Origin of the sequence: Burkholderia sp. KBS0801, from assembly GCF_005937855.2 — a bacterium.
Classification (GTDB): Bacteria; Pseudomonadota; Gammaproteobacteria; order Burkholderiales; family Burkholderiaceae; genus Burkholderia; species Burkholderia ambifaria.
The window spans coordinates 1407104-1424749 of the sequence record NZ_CP042177.1; the positions used below are offsets into that span (position 1 = coordinate 1407104).

14 protein-coding genes are annotated in these 17646 nt (G+C 61.6%); 12 read left to right on the forward strand and 2 right to left on the reverse strand.

Going from position 1 to position 17646, the window contains the following annotated elements; translation table 11 throughout:
• Positions 1 to 15: 15 nt before the first annotated feature.
• The 12 genes from FFI87_RS06825 to FFI87_RS06880 all read left to right on the forward strand — a co-directional run bounded on the left by FFI87_RS06825 (position 16) and on the right by FFI87_RS06880 (position 14208).
• On the forward strand, positions 16 to 1785 hold the full coding sequence (locus FFI87_RS06825; protein ID WP_138847896.1) for a bifunctional alpha/beta hydrolase/class I SAM-dependent methyltransferase: 1770 nt from the start codon (positions 16 to 18) through the stop codon (positions 1783 to 1785).
• Positions 1782 to 3185: a phosphatase PAP2/dual specificity phosphatase family protein gene (locus tag FFI87_RS06830; protein WP_138847895.1), complete on the forward strand. Its 1404-nt coding sequence runs from the start codon at positions 1782 to 1784 to the stop codon at positions 3183 to 3185. The genes FFI87_RS06825 and FFI87_RS06830 overlap by 4 nt, the downstream gene beginning before the upstream one ends.
• Positions 3185 to 3637, forward strand: coding sequence for a hypothetical protein (locus tag FFI87_RS06835; RefSeq protein WP_138847894.1), 453 nt, complete (start codon positions 3185 to 3187; stop codon positions 3635 to 3637). Before FFI87_RS06830 ends, FFI87_RS06835 begins: the two co-directional genes overlap by 1 nt.
• A gap of 244 nt (positions 3638 to 3881) precedes the next feature.
• Positions 3882 to 6413, forward strand: coding sequence for a type VI secretion system Vgr family protein (locus tag FFI87_RS06840; RefSeq protein ID WP_138847893.1), 2532 nt, complete (start codon positions 3882 to 3884; stop codon positions 6411 to 6413).
• A 2-nt stretch (positions 6414 to 6415) separates the two neighbouring features.
• Positions 6416 to 7438 carry a DUF4123 domain-containing protein gene (locus FFI87_RS06845; protein WP_138847892.1) on the forward strand — a complete coding sequence of 341 codons (1023 nt, stop codon included), beginning with the start codon at positions 6416 to 6418 and terminating at the stop codon, positions 7436 to 7438.
• 5 nt (positions 7439 to 7443) lie between these two features.
• Positions 7444 to 10275 carry a T6SS effector BTH_I2691 family protein gene (locus FFI87_RS06850; protein ID WP_138847891.1) on the forward strand — a complete coding sequence of 944 codons (2832 nt, stop codon included), beginning with the start codon at positions 7444 to 7446 and terminating at the stop codon, positions 10273 to 10275.
• Between the two features lie 2 nt (positions 10276 to 10277).
• Complete coding sequence (locus tag FFI87_RS06855; protein ID WP_138847890.1) at positions 10278 to 11009, forward strand: putative type VI secretion system effector; 732 nt, start codon at positions 10278 to 10280, stop codon at positions 11007 to 11009.
• Between the two features lie 13 nt (positions 11010 to 11022).
• Positions 11023 to 11736 (forward strand): putative type VI secretion system effector, encoded by a 714-nt coding sequence (locus FFI87_RS06860; protein WP_138847889.1) that lies wholly within the window; start codon positions 11023 to 11025, stop codon positions 11734 to 11736.
• Positions 11737 to 11749: 13 nt separating this feature from the next.
• Positions 11750 to 12463 (forward strand): putative type VI secretion system effector, encoded by a 714-nt coding sequence (locus FFI87_RS06865; RefSeq protein WP_138847889.1) that lies wholly within the window; start codon positions 11750 to 11752, stop codon positions 12461 to 12463.
• A 13-nt stretch (positions 12464 to 12476) separates the two neighbouring features.
• Positions 12477 to 13190, forward strand: coding sequence for a putative type VI secretion system effector (locus tag FFI87_RS06870; RefSeq protein WP_138847888.1), 714 nt, complete (start codon positions 12477 to 12479; stop codon positions 13188 to 13190).
• 4 nt (positions 13191 to 13194) lie between these two features.
• Positions 13195 to 13917 (forward strand): putative type VI secretion system effector, encoded by a 723-nt coding sequence (locus FFI87_RS06875; protein ID WP_175710119.1) that lies wholly within the window; start codon positions 13195 to 13197, stop codon positions 13915 to 13917.
• 39 nt (positions 13918 to 13956) lie between these two features.
• Positions 13957 to 14208 carry a PAAR domain-containing protein gene (locus FFI87_RS06880; protein ID WP_138847887.1) on the forward strand — a complete coding sequence of 84 codons (252 nt, stop codon included), beginning with the start codon at positions 13957 to 13959 and terminating at the stop codon, positions 14206 to 14208.
• Between the two features lie 54 nt (positions 14209 to 14262).
• Here FFI87_RS06880 and tssF read toward each other — a convergent pair whose 3' ends face one another.
• Complete coding sequence (gene tssF / locus FFI87_RS06885; RefSeq protein WP_138847886.1) at positions 14263 to 16074, reverse strand: type VI secretion system baseplate subunit TssF; 1812 nt, start codon at positions 16072 to 16074, stop codon at positions 14263 to 14265.
• Positions 16075 to 16270: 196 nt separating this feature from the next.
• Complete coding sequence (locus FFI87_RS06890; RefSeq protein ID WP_138847885.1) at positions 16271 to 17293, reverse strand: sensor domain-containing diguanylate cyclase; 1023 nt, start codon at positions 17291 to 17293, stop codon at positions 16271 to 16273.
• Positions 17294 to 17646 lie beyond the last annotated feature (353 nt).

Consider the following 17646-nt stretch of genomic DNA (forward strand, 5'->3'; position numbering starts at 1 on the left):
AAACGAGAGAAACGCATGAGCGCACGCACGGCCCGCGAGGCCGACTTCATCACGCACGACGGCGAAACGCTGTTCTATCGTCACTGGCCCGCGACGGGCCCGCGCTGCCGCGGCGCGATCGTGCTGCTGCATCGCGGCCACGAACATTCCGCGCGCGTCGCGCATCTCGTCGACGAGCTCGACCTGCCGGACTTCGCGTTCTTCGCATGGGATGCACGCGGCCACGGCCGCTCGCCCGGCGCGCGCGGCTACAGCCCGAGCGCAGCTGCATCGGTGCGCGACCTGCAGATCTTCGTCGAGCATATCCGCGACACGCACGGCATCGCGATCGAGGACATGGCCGTGGTCGGGCAGAGCGTCGGCGCGGTGCTCGCCGCCACCTGGGTACACGATTACGCGCCGCCGATCCGCTGCCTCGTGGTCGCGTCGCCGGCGTTCCACATCAAGCTCTACGTGCCGTTCGCGCGGCCGGGGCTGCGGCTGATGCACAAGCTGCGCGGGCTGTTCTACGTGAACAGCTACGTGAAACCGAAATTCCTTACGCACGACCCTGAACGGATCGCGAGCTATGCGGCCGATCCACTGATCACGCGGCCGATCGCCGTGAACATGCTGCTCGAGCTGCACGACACCGCCAAGCGGATCGTCGCCGATGCGGCCGCGATCACCGTGCCGACGCAGCTGCTGATCTCGGGCGCCGACTGGGTCGTCCATCGCGGCCCGCAGGACCGCTTCTTCGAGCGGCTCGGCGCCGTGCGCAAGGAGCGCATCGTGCTGCCCGGCTTCTATCACGACACGCTCGGCGAGCGCGACCGCGCGCAGGCGCTCGCGCCGCTGCGCACGTTCGTGCTGCGCGAGTTCGATACGCCGAGCCCGCGCGTGTCGCTCGCCGACGCCGACCGGCGCGGCGCATTCCACGACGAATACGCGGCGCTCGGCCGGCCGCCCGCGAACCCGTTCGCCCGCGCGTACTGGGCGATCACGCGGGCCGGGCTGAAGGCCGGCGGCGCGCTGTCGGACGGCATCGCGCTCGGGCTGCGGCTCGGCTTCGATTCGGGCTCGACGCTCGACTACGTGTACCGCAACCGCGCGCAGGGCCGGCTCGGCGTCGGCGCGCTGATCGACCGCACCTATCTCGATTCGCCGGGCTGGGTCGGCATCCGTCAGCGCAAGGTGCATCTGCAGGAGCTGATCGGCGCGGCGATCGGCCGGCTGCGCGGCCTCGGCGAACCCGTGCGGATCGTCGACATCGCGGCCGGGCACGGACGCTATGTGCTCGACGCGATCGCGACCGCCGCCGAACGCGACGGCGCGGCGCCCGACGACATCACGCTGCGCGACTACAGCCCGCCGAACGTCGAGGCCGGACGCGTGCTGATCGCGCAGCGCGGCCTCGAGCCGATCGCGCGCTTCGAGCGCGGCGACGCGTTCGACGAGGCGTCGCTCGCGACGCTCGAGCCGCGCCCGACGCTCGCGATCGTGTCGGGGCTGTATGAACTGTTCGGCGAGAACGCGCTGATCGAGCGCTCGCTGCGCGGGCTCGCGCAGGCGGTGCCGCCCGGCGGCTATCTCGTCTATACGGGGCAGCCGTGGCATCCGCAGCTCGAATTCATCGCGCGTGCGCTGAACAACCACCGCGGCGATGCGACCTGGGTGATGCGCCGCCGCTCGCAGGCCGAGATGGACGAGCTCGTCGCGCGCGCCGGTTTCCGCAAGCTCGACCAGCGCATCGACGAGATGGGCATCTTCACGGTGAGCCTCGCGCAGCGGGTCGACGCGTCGTGAGCGCGCTCGGCGGCGGCGCGGGCGGCGGCCTGGCCGAGCCGGCGGCCGGCGCGCGCGATGCGTCGTTCGCGCTGCGAGTCGGCTGGCTCGCGGCGATGGGTGCGGTGTTCTTCTCGACCTACGGCTTCGCGAACTGGCTCGCCGCGCGCCGCGCCGAGGTGCCGAGCTTCGCGTTCGGCTGGGAGCACGCGATTCCGTTCGTGCCGTGGACCATCGTGCCGTACTGGTCGATCGACCTGCTGTACGCGCTGTCGTTCTTTTTCTGGACCCGCCGCGACGATCTGCTCGATCACGTGAAGCGGCTGTTGACCGTGCAGCTGATCTCGGTCGCGTGCTTCATCGCATGGCCGCTGCGCTTCGGCTTCGAGCGGCCCGATGCGGGCGGCGTGGCCGGCGCGCTGTTCACGCTGCTGATGGGGTTCGACAAGCCGTTCAACCAGGCGCCGTCGCTGCACATCGGCCTGCTCGTCGTGTTGTGGGCCGTCTATGCGAAGCATCTGCGCGGCACCGCCGCGCGCATCGTGCTGCATGCGTGGTTCGCGGCGATCGGCGTGTCGGTGCTGACGACTTATCAGCATCACATGATCGACGTGCCGACCGGCGCGGCCGTCGGCTGTCTCGCGTTGTTCCTGTTTCCATTGCGTGACGGCGCCGGACGGTTGCCCGGTGCGGCCGCTTTCCCGTCCTCCGCCGGACGCGCGCTGGCGCGCCGCTACGCGCTCGGCGCTGCACTGGTCGCGCTCGCGGCGCTTTGCTTCGTGTCGCGTGCGCCGGGCCTGGCGCTTGCGGTCGGGTGGGGTGCGCTGGCGCTCGCGTGCGTTGCGTGGATCTATTGGCGCGGCGCGCCGGGCGCGTTCCAGAAGGACGATGCGGGCAGCGTGCCGGTGTCCGTCCGCTGGCTGCTCGCGCCGACGATCGCCGCGGCGTTCGTCAATTCGCGGTTGTGGACGTTCCGGCAGCCGGCGCCGGCGCGGATCGACGAGCGCGTGTCGATCGGCCGCACGCCGACCACGCGCGACGTGCGGCGCCACGGCTTCACGGCGCTCGTCGACCTGACGGCCGAGATGCCGCGCTGGGCCGCGGCCGACGCGTCTCTCGCGTATGCGGCGGTGCCGCAACTCGACCTCGTCGCGCCCACGCCCGCGCAGCTCGCGGCGGCCGTCGGGGCACTCGAGCGCCTGCATGCCGAAGGGCGCGACGTGCTGGTCTGCTGCGCGCTCGGCTACGGGCGCAGCGTGTTGTGCGCGGCCGCGTGGCTCGCCGCGCGGCGGGGGCTCGGCGATGCGCGCGACGCGCTCGCGGCGGTACGGGCGGTGCGGCCGCGCGCGGTATGGTCGGACGACGGCGTGGCCGTGCTGCAGGACTGGATCGACCGCCGGCGCGTGACGGGAGGGCCGTGATGCGCGACCTGTCCGCACCGTTCCGGATCGCCGCTGCCCGCGGTGCGCTCGATGCGGGCGCGTGGGCGATCGCGGCCGCGCTGGCCGCGGCCGGCGCCGGCTGGTGGATCGCGTCGGGCTGGGCGCCGTCGACGCTCGCGCGCGTGCTGCTGGCCGTGGTCAGCACCGGGTCGGGGATTGCCGCGCTGTGGTATGCGGTGCGCATCGAGATCGACCGGCGGCTGTTCGCCGCGCTGGCGCGGGCGGCGTCGTGCGATGCGTCGGTCGCCGAGGGGCTCGCCGCGCTCGATCGCGCGCTTGTCGAACTCGGCTGGATCGATGCAGGGAAGGCTGGACGCGCTTTGGACGACCGTGTGCGTGGCGCGGTCGGGCTGTGCCGTGCCGCCGTGCTGGTCGCGATCGTGCAGTGGATCGTGGTCGGGCTGGCGATCGCGGTGCCGTGGGTCGGTTAGGCGTGCGTGCGCGAGGCGGCGGAGTGTGCCACCGAGCGAGAGCCACGCATGGAAGAAGGTGCGTGTCGGGTAATGATTGCCGAATCAAAGCCAAAATACGGAATATCGGAAATATTTACCCGTTGATTGTTGCTTTGAACCTGACAATATTCAAAGACTGTCGGCTAATCGAATTTATTGTGAAAGGTATTTATAATATCGGCTCGGCAGAAATCCCGCCTTAATACAATCAAGGGCATGCTGCATGGGCCATACCGCACTTTATAAGACGTTGCGTCTGGGCGACGCGCAATACAATCGTCTTGTCAAACTGGATACGCCACTCGGCGTCGACTGGTTACTGCCTCTGTACGTTAAAGGAACGGCCAGATTAGGACGTGACTATGAATTCGTGATCGACGTCGTGTCGCCGCGCGGTGGCCAGATCGAACTCAAGGCGCTGCTGGCCAAGCCGGTGACGCTCTGGATTCAGCAGGTCGACGGTACGTACATGCCGATTCACGGTTACGTTCACCGCTTCAGCCGGCTGGGATCCGATGGCCCGCTCACGTACTACAAGCTGGCCTTTTCCTCGTGGCTTTACTTCCTGTGCCTGCGTCGCGACATGCGCGACTGGCAGGAGCAGAACGGTGAACAGATTCTCACCGACGTATTCAACGAGCATGCGCAGGCACGCGGAGCGTTCCGCTTCGACCTGCATGGTGCGTTACCGTCGTATTCGAATCGCGTGCAATGGGAATACGATCTGAATTTCGTCCACCGGAGCATGGAAGAGGCGGGTGTATTTCCCTACTTCGAACAAGCGGACGACGGCCGATCCCACACGATGGTCGTGACGGACGACGCCTACTTCGTTCCGCCGCTCAGGCAACCGGTCGTCGAGTTCGGCCGCATGGAAATCGGCGGCGAGCTGGACGGATTCGCTCAATGGAAGGAACAGCTTCAGATCGAGAGTGCGCAACTGACGTCGCGCTCGTTCGACTACAAGCGGCCCGATCTTCCCCGGCAGGTTCAAGGCGTGACCGACGTCCACGGCAATTTGCCGACCGACGGCGAGGTCTACGACTATCCGGGTGCCTACATGTGGTCCGATCGGGAGCAGGGCGAACGCCTCGCGCGGATTCGTCTTGAAGAGAAGATGTCGCGAATGAAGCGCTTTCACGGTGTGGGCGGCTTGCGCTGCGCGATGCCGGGAAGGCGTTTCGAACTTCGCGGTCATCCGGTTCACGATGCGGGCAACCAGGCCGATCGAGAGTTCGTGCTGCTTGGAGTCGACTGGTTGATATGCAACAACGTGCCGGGTCTCGATGGTGTGGAGGCCTTTCCCGATGGGCTGGCTGCCGAGGTTTCCGAGGCGAAGGCCGGAGCGACCGTGCGTCATGCGGACGGCAGCGAAGGCTTCTTTCAGGTGAAGGTCGAGGCACAGCCGCGCAACGTTCCGTTTCGCAGTCCGTTCGAGCACAAGAAGCCGGTCATGCAGTTGCAGAACGCGATCGTTGCCGGACCGGGTGGTGAAGAGGTGTACACCGACTCGCTGAATCGCGTGAAGGTGTGGTTTCACTGGAACCGCCGCAATGACCAGGACGAACGCGCGTCGTGTTGGGTGCGGCCGACTTTTCTCGATGCCGGTGCGAACCGCGGTGGCATCCAGCCATTGCGCAAGGGCGATGAGGTCGTCGTCGGTTTCATGGAAGGCGATTGCGACCGGCCCGTCATCATTGCAAGGATGTACGGGGGCGCGACCCAACCGGTGTGGCACTCGAACGGACTGCTGTCGGGCTACCGGTCGCGCGAGTACGGCGGGACGGGCTACAACCAGCTCGTCATGGACGACTCGACGCAGCAGAATCGCGTTCACCTCTATTCCAGCAGCTATCAGTCTCATCTGCATCTCGGCTACCTGATCCAGCATACGGACAATGCACGCGGCGCATTCCTCGGCAATGGCTTCGATCTCAAATCGGACGCGTATGGCGCCATTCGTGCGGGGCAGGGGCTGTTCGTTTCGACGCATTCGGCAACGGCTCACCAGCCTCTGAACGTGACTGCCGCGACCGAGCAATTGGCGAGTGCGGAGAGCGTGGTGGAACTGACGTCCCAGGCGAGTGCGGCAAATCAGGCCGAGAGCCTGGACGAAGGGCACGACGCGCTGAAGCGATTCACCGATGCAACGCAGTACAACGTGGCCGGCGGCGCAGGCAGCGGCGGTCGAACGGGAGGTGGCGGCACGGGTAGCGCAAACGGGTTCTCGTCGCCGATCATGCTGATTGCGAGCCCCGCGGGCGTGGGCGTGTCCACGCAGGACTCGGCGCAGCTCACCGCGAACCAGCAAGTCAATATCGTCAGCGGCAGAAGTACGCACGTCGCCGCCGGGAAATCGCTGATCGCGAGCGTGATGGAAAAGATCAGCCTGTTTGCTCAGAACGCGGGGATCAAGCTCTTCGCCGCCAAGGGGAAGGTCGAGATTCAGGCGCAGAGCGACGAGATGAAGCTTGCGGCGCTCAACGACGTGACGATCACGAGTTCGAGCGGGCGTGTCGTGATCTCCGCGGAAAAGGAGATCTGGATCGGCGCCGGCGGCTCCTATATCAAGATCGCGCCCGACCTGATCGAGAACGGCACGAGCGGCCAGATCCTCGAGAAATGTGCATCGTGGGACAAGCCCGGTGCGTCATCGATGCGCCTGCCGTCGCCGATTGCGAGTGTACAGAAAGGGTGCGCGTGGAAGACGGCGTCGGCGGCGGCCGACAGTGCGTCGAGCGTCGTGCTGGAGTAGTCATGATGAATACTCCGAACAATCGTGTCGCGGATCGTGCGGATGGCCTGAGTGCGTCTAGCGAGAACGCAGTGATCGACGCCACCGCCAGTGTGCTGCACGCCTATTTCGACAAGCATCCTGAAATGCGTTGTCTTCTGGTTGTCGATCCGTCGCAGCGCGATGTGCCGTCAGACGACGGATCGGCATTCAGCGATCTGAAGCGCACGATCGTGACGATCGCGCACGACGGATTTCCGGCTGAACAGCACCCTTACCTCGTTGAACTGGATTTGCGGTCGCCGGCAGGCGCCACGCTGCTGAAGGAAAGCGTGCGGCTCGCATTCGAAGACCGGCGTACTGCGTCGATGGCGCAGGGCCTCGGACAGCGAATCGGCGGATGGTTGGCGAGCACTGCTTCCGCCGACGAAGTCGCCGGACACTGGTCGACGCAAGTGTTGCAGTACGACGAGCGCGGACGGCTGTGTGCGCTGCGCTTTTACGACACGCGCGCGCTGGGTTTGATCTGGCCGCTGTTGACCGAGCAACAGCAGCAGGCGCTACTCGGGCCGGTGACTGTCTGGCATGCGCTCGACGTATGCGCGAAACCGCGAGCGTATGGCCGTGGCGTTGGATCGAGCCGGGCGTGTTCGCTTACCGCCGCGCAATGGCCGGAAGTGCATCGCCACGGCCTCGTCAACCGTGCGCTCGCATTGCACGCGTTGGCGGCAGGCCGTCAGCCGACGCCTGCGGAAGTGGACGCGGCCGTTGCGGCCGCGGCGCGAGCGGAGCAATACGGGCTGCAGGATCGTGACGACCTGATCGCGTTCATCGGGCACGCGCTCGACTGGCATCCGCAGTTCGATCGGCATCCCGAGATTGAGAAGGTGTTGAAGCAGTTTTCGCCGGACGATTTTTATACCGCGGCGATCGGCCACCTTCAGCCTGACGACATCGACGAAATTCGACAAGGGGCGTGGTACGGACAGGCGGCCTCGCTATCCAACCCGCAACGCCGACCGAGCCCCGATACGAGATACGAATAAAAGAAATGGCGACCACTGAACGAGAATGCGCGAATTGCCAGAAGACCGGGCTGCCGATCCTGCCTGTCCGCTATACCGTTTTGCCGAACAAGGTTCCGGCAAAGCTGCCGGATGGCATTGGCGGGAAAGGCATCACCGATGTTCCACTGACGACGCACCGTTACGGGCTGCGTACCCTGCGCGATGGATGGGTGTACCTGTATTACGTCCAGAGTGCCCGAGGTCCCAAGCGGTGGGAGGTGTACAAGGTGACGGAAGACGGGCGCCTGTGGAAACAATCGCGTCCGCTGCCTGACGAACCGTCTACGCATCCCGCGTGCGCCCAGTGCGCGATTGCGGTGCCGATGGACTTGATCGCGATCGAGCGTCCGGAAAAATGCACGGACCGTGTCTACATCGCATTTTCCGAGCACGCATGGGTCGAGGATACGTTCAAGCGATACGAGGAAAATCCGGCATTGCGCGAGCAGCGCATGCAATGGATCGAGCCGTCCAAATGGATCAACGGCGGCAACGACCCGAAGAAGCATGCGGTCGTTGCAACGCGTGAGCGGATCGATGATGTCGTCGAGTACATGCCGGCGCTGGACCCCAAACTGCTCGTCCCGCAGGACCAGCGATTGACCGACGAGACCGGCGCTTACGACCCGAAGCTGATGGGACGGGAGTCGACCCGCTACCCGCTGCATATCCGACAGGCGTCGCCACTGTCGACGAGCGAAGCGCTGGTCAAACTGATGAACACGATCGGCTCGACCGGGAAAGGGCAATCTCATCCGCCCATGATGCTCGCGTTGTGGGACGGCATCGGCAACGTTCACGAACTGAACGATTTTCGTAACGATGCAGGCAGCATGTTGTCGCTGTACGTGAAGGAGCAGGGCCGGCAGATCGACGCGATGCTCTCGATCGATGCAGCCGAGGTGGCCGTGCGCAACGGTGCGGTTGCGTTCAAGAGCCGCATGCGCTCCGCCCTGCGGGCCGGCTGGGAAGGCATGCTGAACAACCCTGGCGCGATGGACGGCATTCCGAGTTACGCCGTCGTCTCGCCCGAGCAGCAGGCGGCGTCGGACCGGCGGATCGAGCAAGCGGGCGTGATCAGCCCCGAGGAAGCGAAGACGATCGGCGATGCCGAGTGGCCCAAGTACGAGGGCAAACTGAATCTGCGCAAGCTCGGCGCCTTCCGGCCATGGTTCACGTCTGTTCAGGATGCGGTCAAGGCAATTCAGGCGCGCCGTACACCCGACGTGAAGGCATGGCTGAAGGCGCCCACGTTCATCGCTGCGCTGCACGACTATCACGAAGAAAACGCGGACGACGGCCGGGCGTTCGAGAAAGTCGTGATCGAGGCGATCAACGGATTGCCGTCGGAGGATCGTGGTGCGGCCGTCGTCGAGGAACTGGTCAACAACATGGATCCGACTTTGCCGACCAGTCTCGTGTGGCGTGCGTTCGCCTACAACCAGAAGCAACCGAAGGTCGAGATCAAGCAGCTGCTGGCCGAGGCGATTGCGAACAAGACGACCAAGGCCGACACGGTCAGCGACATTGCCGACAAGGTCAGCAAGGTTCTGGAGCAGTTGAAGAACTTCGTCGATTTCCGTGACAAGATGCAGGAGGTGCATGAGCATCAGAGTCCCGTATCGGTATCGGAAAAGTATTTGAAAAGCCTTCAGGGCGATGCGCTCGTCATCACGATGGGCAATGCACTGTTCAAATGGACGGGGCTTGGCGTTCTCGGCGATTGCGCCGGTACGTTCATGATTCGCGGTGCGCTGATGTTGCGCATCGGCATCAGCAAGGCGGACACGATCGATCTCGTCAGGCAGGCGATCAAGGTCGAACCTGAGTTGCGTCTGAGGTTGCAGCAGGGATATCGGACGTTGCGCAGTCAGGGCGTCGCGGCGAAAGACGCGTTCGTCAGGACGATTCAGTCGCTCGCCGAACACGAAGGCGGGCAGCTCTATCGCGCAAAATGGAATGCGGTCAAGTTGACGCAGGAAGGCAAGGCGGTCAATCTCGGTGTGCGGATCGGCGGCACGCTGGCCGTGATCGAGTTGCTGAGCTTCGGGTGCGCCCTTGCGAAGGCGGACAAGAAGGGCGAAGACTACGCGATGTTGGTGGCGGGGGGATTCTCGTCGATGTCCGCTTGCCTGCAGGCTTCGACGAAGCTGATGACGGGATTGTCGAAGGACGCGGGGCGGACGTTGAGCAATCTGAAGGCGATTACCGGGTATTTTGGCGGGGCGTCTTCGATGATTGGGATGGTGCTGGATGCAGGGAAGGGATTTGAAAGCACCGGAAAGAGGCAATATGGTTTGATGTCGGCATACTTCTTTAAGGCGATGCTCGGACTCGGTGCGACAGGAGCAAATTTCCTTACGGCATTGACCTCATCTGCTCCGTTGATCGCCCGTATTACCGGTGGACGCGGCGTAGTGTTTATCGCGAAAGTTGGAGTAGGTATTGCGGGCGCGACGGCTCGATCGGGCGCAATGGCTGCGGGTGGTGCGGGGCGGGCGGCAGCCAATGCTGTCGGTAGGGCAGCCGTCGGAGCAGCTGCAGAAGAAGCCGGAATTATAGTTACGGAGCGTGCTGCCCTTCTATTGATCGGTCGTGGGGTTCTATTTCTCGCTGGCTGGGAAGTTGCTGTGGCACTTGTGGTGCTACAACTTTTAATCGCGTATTTTTCAGATAACGACCTCCAAGCATGGTTTGAGAAGTGCTCGTTTGGCAAAGGGCAGGATAATCCGCCATGGGCGATAGATAAGCAACGTGAGGAGTTTGAGAAGGCTCTCGCTGCTGTTGGTTTGAAGTCGAACTCCGGAGTGCAATAAATATGATCGAATTGAAAGATTCATCTGTTGTCAAAATGCGCGGTCGTATTGAAAACCTGCGTAAGACGCGAGGTGGCAGTGATTTTATTTTCAGCAAAGTTGATCGCACTGAAATGGGCGCAACTGCGATTGCAGCCGGGCTGGTCGGTTTGGGAGGTGTTGCAGTAGGGCTGAGCGGGATGGCAATGGATACCACCGAAGAGGCTGATCTGCTCGAGTTTGATCTTGATGGGAAGCCAGTGAAGGCATGGGTATGGTGGTCTGTGTTTGCAGAGGGAGATGAGGTAGAGGTTGTTGCTGAGCGTTTGGGGGATGTCTGGCAGGTCTTTGGTATTCGACGACTTTCAGACAAAATTGTGGCGCTCCATCCGCACTGTAGTCGAGGCCGATTCGCACACTATCGAGCTTCATTTAGATGGGGTGGGATGATTTTTTTATCGATGCTGATGATCATGTATTTCATTTTTGCATGCTTTGCAATTTTCAAGGGTGGTGTCCCAATTGAAAATCTGATAATCGGATGCCTGATATCCAGCCTGGTGTCGGCGGCCGGTTTTGCATTTATAACGTATCGGATCTCGAGAAAAATGATGGGCTTTGTTCGTCTGGCCGAGGGAATCTTTGAGGGATTTGGGTGGAAAGATGTTAAAAATATCGATCTCCCGGCCATCACGAAGAAGAATAAGCAACCGGGCGAGCCGGGCGCATTGGGGGTGCTGTATTTCCGCTACTAATGTCACGTCACGAATGCAGTCGAAATTGCTGCGCGGGCGTATCTGCAACCTGCGCAAAATGCGTTGCAGTCAGGATTTCTTCTTTACCGATGCGGACCGCACCAAGATGGGCGCGACGGCAGTTGCAGCCAGTTTGGTCGGCCTCGGTGGAGTTGCCGTCGGACTAAGTGGTATGGCAATGGATACTACCGAAGACGCTGACCTGCTTGAGTTCGAGCTTGAAGGGAGGTCGGTGAAGGCTTGGGTTTGGTGGTCAGTATTTTCAGAAGGTGACGAGGTCGAGATTGTGGCTGAGCGTTGGGGTGATACTTGGCAGGCATTCGGCATCCGGCGATTGTCGGACAAAATTGTGGCGCTTCATCCGCATTGTAGTCGAGGTCGCTTTGCTCATTATCGAGCTTCATTTAAATGGGGCGGGGCATTTTTTGCGGCTGCGATCTTTTTTGCATATTTTATAATTGCGTGCTTCGCTATTTTTAAAGGCGGCGTGCCAATTGAGAATTTGATCATATCATGCGCGCTGGGGACTTTGGTGTCGGCGCTGGGCTACGGGTTCATTACTTATCGCGTTGCCCGTAAGATGGTGGGCTTCGTTCGGCTGGCCGAAGGAATTTTTGAGGGATTTGGCTGGAAGGACGTTAAAAATATCGATCTCCCGGCCATCACGAAGAAGAATAAGCAACCAGGCGAGCCGGGCGCATTAGGGGTGCTGTATTTCCGCTACTAATGTCACGTCGCGAATGCAGTCGAAGTTGCTGCGCGGGCGTATCTGCAACCTGCGCAAAATGCGTTGCAGTCAGGATTTCTTCTTTACCGATGCGGACCGCACCAAGATGGGCGCGACGGCAGTTGCAGCCAGTTTGGTCGGCCTCGGTGGAGTTGCCGTCGGACTAAGTGGTATGGCAATGGATACTACCGAAGACGCTGACCTGCTTGAGTTCGAGCTTGAAGGGAGGTCGGTGAAGGCTTGGGTTTGGTGGTCAGTATTTTCAGAAGGTGACGAGGTCGAGATTGTGGCTGAGCGTTGGGGTGATACTTGGCAGGCATTCGGCATCCGGCGATTGTCGGACAAAATTGTGGCGCTTCATCCGCATTGTAGTCGAGGTCGCTTTGCTCATTATCGAGCTTCATTTAAATGGGGCGGGGCATTTTTTGCGGCTGCGATCTTTTTTGCATATTTTATAATTGCGTGCTTCGCTATTTTTAAAGGCGGCGTGCCAATTGAGAATTTGATCATATCATGCGCGCTGGGGACTTTGGTGTCGGCGCTGGGCTACGGGTTCATTACTTATCGCGTTGCCCGTAAGATGGTGGGCTTCGTTCGGCTGGCCGAAGGAATTTTTGAGGGATTTGGCTGGAAGGACGTTAAAAATATCGATCTCCCGGCCATCACGAAGAAGAATAAGCAACCAGGCGAGCCGGGCGCATTAGGGGTGCTGTATTTCCGCTACTAATGTCACGTCGCGAATGCAGTCGAAGTTGCTACGCGGGCGCATCTGCAATTTGCGCAAAACGCGTTGTAGCCAAGACTTCTTCTTTACCGATGTGGACCGCACCAAGATCGGGGCGACGGCCATTGCGGTCGGTCAGGTTGGGTTGAGCGGAGTTGCTGTTGGGCTGGGTGGTATGGCAATGGATACTGCTGAAGAGGCGGATTTTCTCGAATTCGATCTCGAAGGAGAACCTGTTAAAGCATGGGTTTGGTGGTCAATATTTTCAGCAGGTGACGAGGTCGAGGTTGTCGCTGAGCGTTGGGATAATTCGTGGCAAGCTTTTGGAATCCGTAGAATCTCGGACAAAATTGTTGCCCTTCATCCGCATTGTAGCCGGGGGCGTTATGCGCACTATCGAGCGTCGTTCAAATGGGGAGGCATATTTCTCGCGTCGGCACTGGTCGTGGCATATTTTATGATTGCTTGCTTTGCGATCTTCAAAGGTGGAGCTCCAATCGATAGTTTGCTTATAGGGTGCGCACTGGGGAGCCTGGGAACTGCTGCAATTTTCTCGCTGATCACTTATCGTGTTTCGCGAAAAATGATGGGCTTCGTTCGGTTAGCCGAGGTAATCTTCGAGGGATTCGGCTGGAAGGATGTTAAAAACATCGATCTCCCAGCCATCACGAAGAAGAATAAGCAACCAGGCGAGTCGGGCGCATTGGGGGTGCTGTATTTCCGCTACTAACTTCATATCACGACCGCAGTCTCAGTTGCTGCGCGGGCGCCTCTGCAACCTTCGCAAGACTCGCTGCAGTCAAGACTTCTTCTTTAGCGATGCGGACCGCGCCAAGATGGGCGCGACCGCGATTGCTGCTGGCGTGGCCGGTCTAGGCACTGTTGCAGTCGGGTTGAGTGGTATGGCGATGGACACTACTGAGGAAGCAGATTTGCTTGAATTTGATCTTAATGGTGATTCGATCAGGGCCTGGGTGTGGTGGTCGATATTTTCGGAAGGTGATGAAGTAGAGGTTGTTGCAGAGCGTTTCGGTGGTACGTGGCAGGCGTTTGGTATACGGCGACTCTCGGATAAAATCGTTGCACTTCATCCGCATTGTAGTAGAGGTCGCTTTGCACATTATCGTGCGTCGTTTAAGTGGGGTGGGATCTTCTTTGTGTCGGCAATGGCTGTACTATATTTTATATCGGCATGTTTTTTGATGTTGAGGGGTGGAATGCCGGTTGAAAATCTTCTTATATCGATTTCGCTGGGAACTCTGGTGTCGGCGCTGGGTTATGGGTTCATTACCTATCGCGTTGCCCGAAAAATGATGGGCTTCGTTCGTCTGGCCGAAGGAATCTTTGAAGGATTCGGCTGGAAGGACGTCAAAAATATCGATCTCCCGGCCATCACGAAGAAGGACAAGAAACCCGGCGACCCCGCCGCGCTGGGCATCCTGTATTTCCGCTACTGACCAGCATCCGGATCACGTTACGAGCAAGGACTCGAATTCATGATGAATCTCATCCGTGTCGGCGACGACACCGACCATGGCGGCAAGGTAATCACCGGTTCGTCGAAGATGCGCTTCGACGGCCGATTCGTGGCGCGCAAGGGCGACGAAGTGACGTGTCCGCAGCATCCCGAGATCAAACCGAACCTGATCGTCGAGGGCGACGAATCGATGACTGACGATGGCATTCCGATTGCCCGGCACGGCCATCGCGCGACTTGTGGATGTTGTTTGATTTCGAGCCTCGTCTGATCGGCATAGGTGACCGTTCGACCGTTCCGCAAGACTTGTCGCACCGCGGCGAGATCAGACGAGCGGCGTCGCTCCCGGTCGTGGCGCACAACGCCAAATTTCCCTGCCGTTGTTGGCGGACATGACGACCAACTGCACGAAATTCGTTGCGGACATATGTGCAGTGAAAAAACGCTCCATCACACCGACGAACGCATTCAGACTCGTTGCCGCGAACGCCTGTTCGTCAACGGTCAGCGTCACCTCCAGGCCGCGTACAAAGCTCGGCATCGGCTCTCCCGACAGCCAGAGTTGCCTGACGCGATGACCCAGGTTCGTCAATCCATCGATCAGGTTCGCGTGCGTGCCCGACTGCACCGCAAATTGGCGGAGCAGACGTTTCAATTCTGCAAGCCCCGAACGGGTCAGTTCGATCGAATGCGGCGCGAGTTGCGCGATGAGCCGCCATACGGCGTCGCCTTCTTGCGGTAGACGGGCAACCGCAGTGGGCGAGTCGAGCATGTCGATGCGCGACACGATTGCGCCTTGTTCGTTGACGAGATCGCCATTGGGCGCACTCGCCCGTATCGTCCGGGGGAGATCGCCGTTCGTGCACGTCATGTTCGCGGTGATCTGCTCGATCCCGGTGTCGGACGCAGGGCGACCATCGAGTCCGACCAGACTGATCGCAGCCTCGGCTTTTCCCGAAGAAGTCGTCGCTGCGCGTTGGACGGAAATCCAGTAGGGGCCGGTCGGCCCGCTGACACCGCCATGCATGAGCGACGTGAACGGCGGAATGACAGCCGCCCTCGACACGTCTGTCGTGGCGCGTACCGTGTCGACAGACCAGATCGCGACCTGCGCTGCATCGGTGTTCTGCGACTGCACCGGATACGTGCCGGTCAGCGAGTCTCGTTTGAGCGGCACCGACGTTAGCCGGAACAAATTGACGATCGGCGTGCAGAAGAGCTTCAGGTTATCTGCCGACAACGCGCCCAGCCGCTGGGCTTCCCGGGAGTCCGGATGTACGCCGCGGATCGCGAGGTGCAGCGTCAGTTTGTGATCCGGGCCTGCTGCATCGGTCAACGCACCGAGATCGACGTCAACGAAATCGAACTTTTTCGAGTATGCGAAGTATTCGCCGAGCAATCGCAGGGCCGGGGCTCCGTCGTCCTCCTCGATCAGCCGCTCGGTGTCGTCGTGGCCTACCGGTGCAAGCGGCGAAGCGTGCAATGCGGTCCACCGCTGTTGCGCGTCTTCGACGAACGCTGCCGCGGTCCGCATTGTCATCGAATCGAGGATCGTGGCGACGACGTCCTCAGCACCGTGGATATGCACACGCAGCGGACTCGGAATGGACGCGATACGAAAATCAGGCCGCGTAACCGCGAAAGTGATCGAGAGCAGACCGGATGTGCTCGGTGGCAATACCGCATAAGACGGAACGCTGGTTGCCGGCCCGTACCGCGCGTGCTCGATGCGTATGGGCGCAAGCGTAACGTCGTAGACAGTACGGAAGCGGCAGTCCTCCGCTTTGCTCGAGAGTTCGGTGTTGCGGCGAATCGACGACGGTTCGGTCAGCTTGTCGAACACGTCGCCGATGTCGAACCGGGCAATCGCACATGCCGGGACCGGTCGCAGGTATTGCGGGCACAGCATGCCTGCGAGCGACGTGGTGAATTCGGGATACTCGTCACTGAGCCGAGTGCCGATATTCGCGGCAAGAAGCGCGAATGACTGCAGCATTCGCTCGATATGCGGATCTTCAGAGCGGTCTCCGTTGATCCCGAGGCGGACGGCAATTTTGGGATAGCGCGCCGAGAAGGAGGCAATTGATGCGCGCAGCAGGCCAAGCTCTCGTTCGTAGTGCGGAAGCAGATGATCCATTGCGTGAAGTGGCGAACCGATCGAGCGACAAAGGCGCGTACTCTTTGCCTGCTCGGTTGCGCCACATGATGTCGGGCGTGTCGGTGCTTGGGATCGCAATGATAACCATAAAATTACATATTGCTGTCATCGCATGTCGATCTGCTTTCTGTTTCGCCGGATGCCGAAACGGGCGACGCGACATTCCGCCTTCGCATCACACCTGCGCCGCCCGCCGCGTCCGCGTGCGCTTCACCTCATACATCTCCCGATCCGCATGTTCGATCAGCGCGTTCATGTCGGTGCCGTCGTCGGGCAGCATCGCGATGCCGACGCTGACGCCGAGCCGCAGCGGATGCCCGTCGAATTCGAACGGCTCGCCGACCTTCCGCGCGAGCCGGGCGCGTTGCGCATCGACGTCGTCGCGGCCGCCGACGTTCGGCAGGATCACCGCGAACTCGTCGCCGCCCACGCGCGCAACCGTATCCGAGCGCCGCACGGCGCCGAGCATCCGCATCGCGATCTCGCGCAGCGCGGCGTCACCGGCGCGGTGGCCGAGGCCGTCGTTGATCGGCTTGAGCCCGTCCATGTCGATGTTGAGGATGCCGAGCCGGCCGTTCGCGCGCAGCGCCGTGTGCATCGACTGGCGCAGGCGGTCGTAGAACAGTGCGCGGTTCGGCAGGCCGGTGAGCGCGTCGTGCGTCGCGCGCAGGTACAGCTCGTTGGCTTCGTTGCGCGCCGCGTGGAACATCGCGGCGGCGATCAGGTCGGCCATCAGCCGCAGCGTGCCGGCGTCGGCGGCCGAAAAACCGTCGACGTCCGGCGACATCACCTTCAGCACACCGACCGTCGTGTCCGCATGCGTGAGCGGCATCACCAGCATCGAGCGCAGCCCGACCCGGCGGCACGCGTCGCGATCGACGCGCGGGTCGGTTTCCGAATCCGTGCAGCGCAGCAATTCACCGCGCGTCACGCACAGGCCGGACAGGCTGCCCGAGCGGCGCAGCCGCAGCCCGAGCATCCCGGCTGCGGAGCCCGACGCGGCGCGGTACACCATGTCGTCGCCTTCGGCGAATTCGACCGCCGCGCCGCTCGCGCCCGTGAGCTGCGGCACCTGTTCGGTCACGTAAGCCATCACGCTGCCGAGATCGAGGCCGAGTTTCGCGATCTCGGCCTGCGCGGCAATGATGCGCAGCAGCGTGTCGGGGGACGGCGTGGCGGTGTCGACGAATTGATCCAAGTCAGTTTTCCATGAAGAAAGCGCGGCACTCGGCGCGAGCTTGCGGTAGCATACGCGCCGCTCGCGCGGCAGCGCATTCCGGGCGGCCCGCAAGGGGTCGCAACCGGCATTCGGCCGGTAGTCGGGTGTTCGACCGGCCAGTCCGGCGCGCCGGCAGTATGCCGGTCGGTCCGGCAGGCAGCAACGGCGTAATTCTTGCCATTCAATCGCGGCGCGCAGCATTTCCGACCGAATTGAGTTGTTTTTCGCTTCGTCAGCGCGAATCACGGTGAGTTTCGCCCTGATTTTGAGATAGTGTGACGAATGTGCGAGCGCCTGTGCCAGGCGCGCGCACCGTCTGACGAACCGGCAGC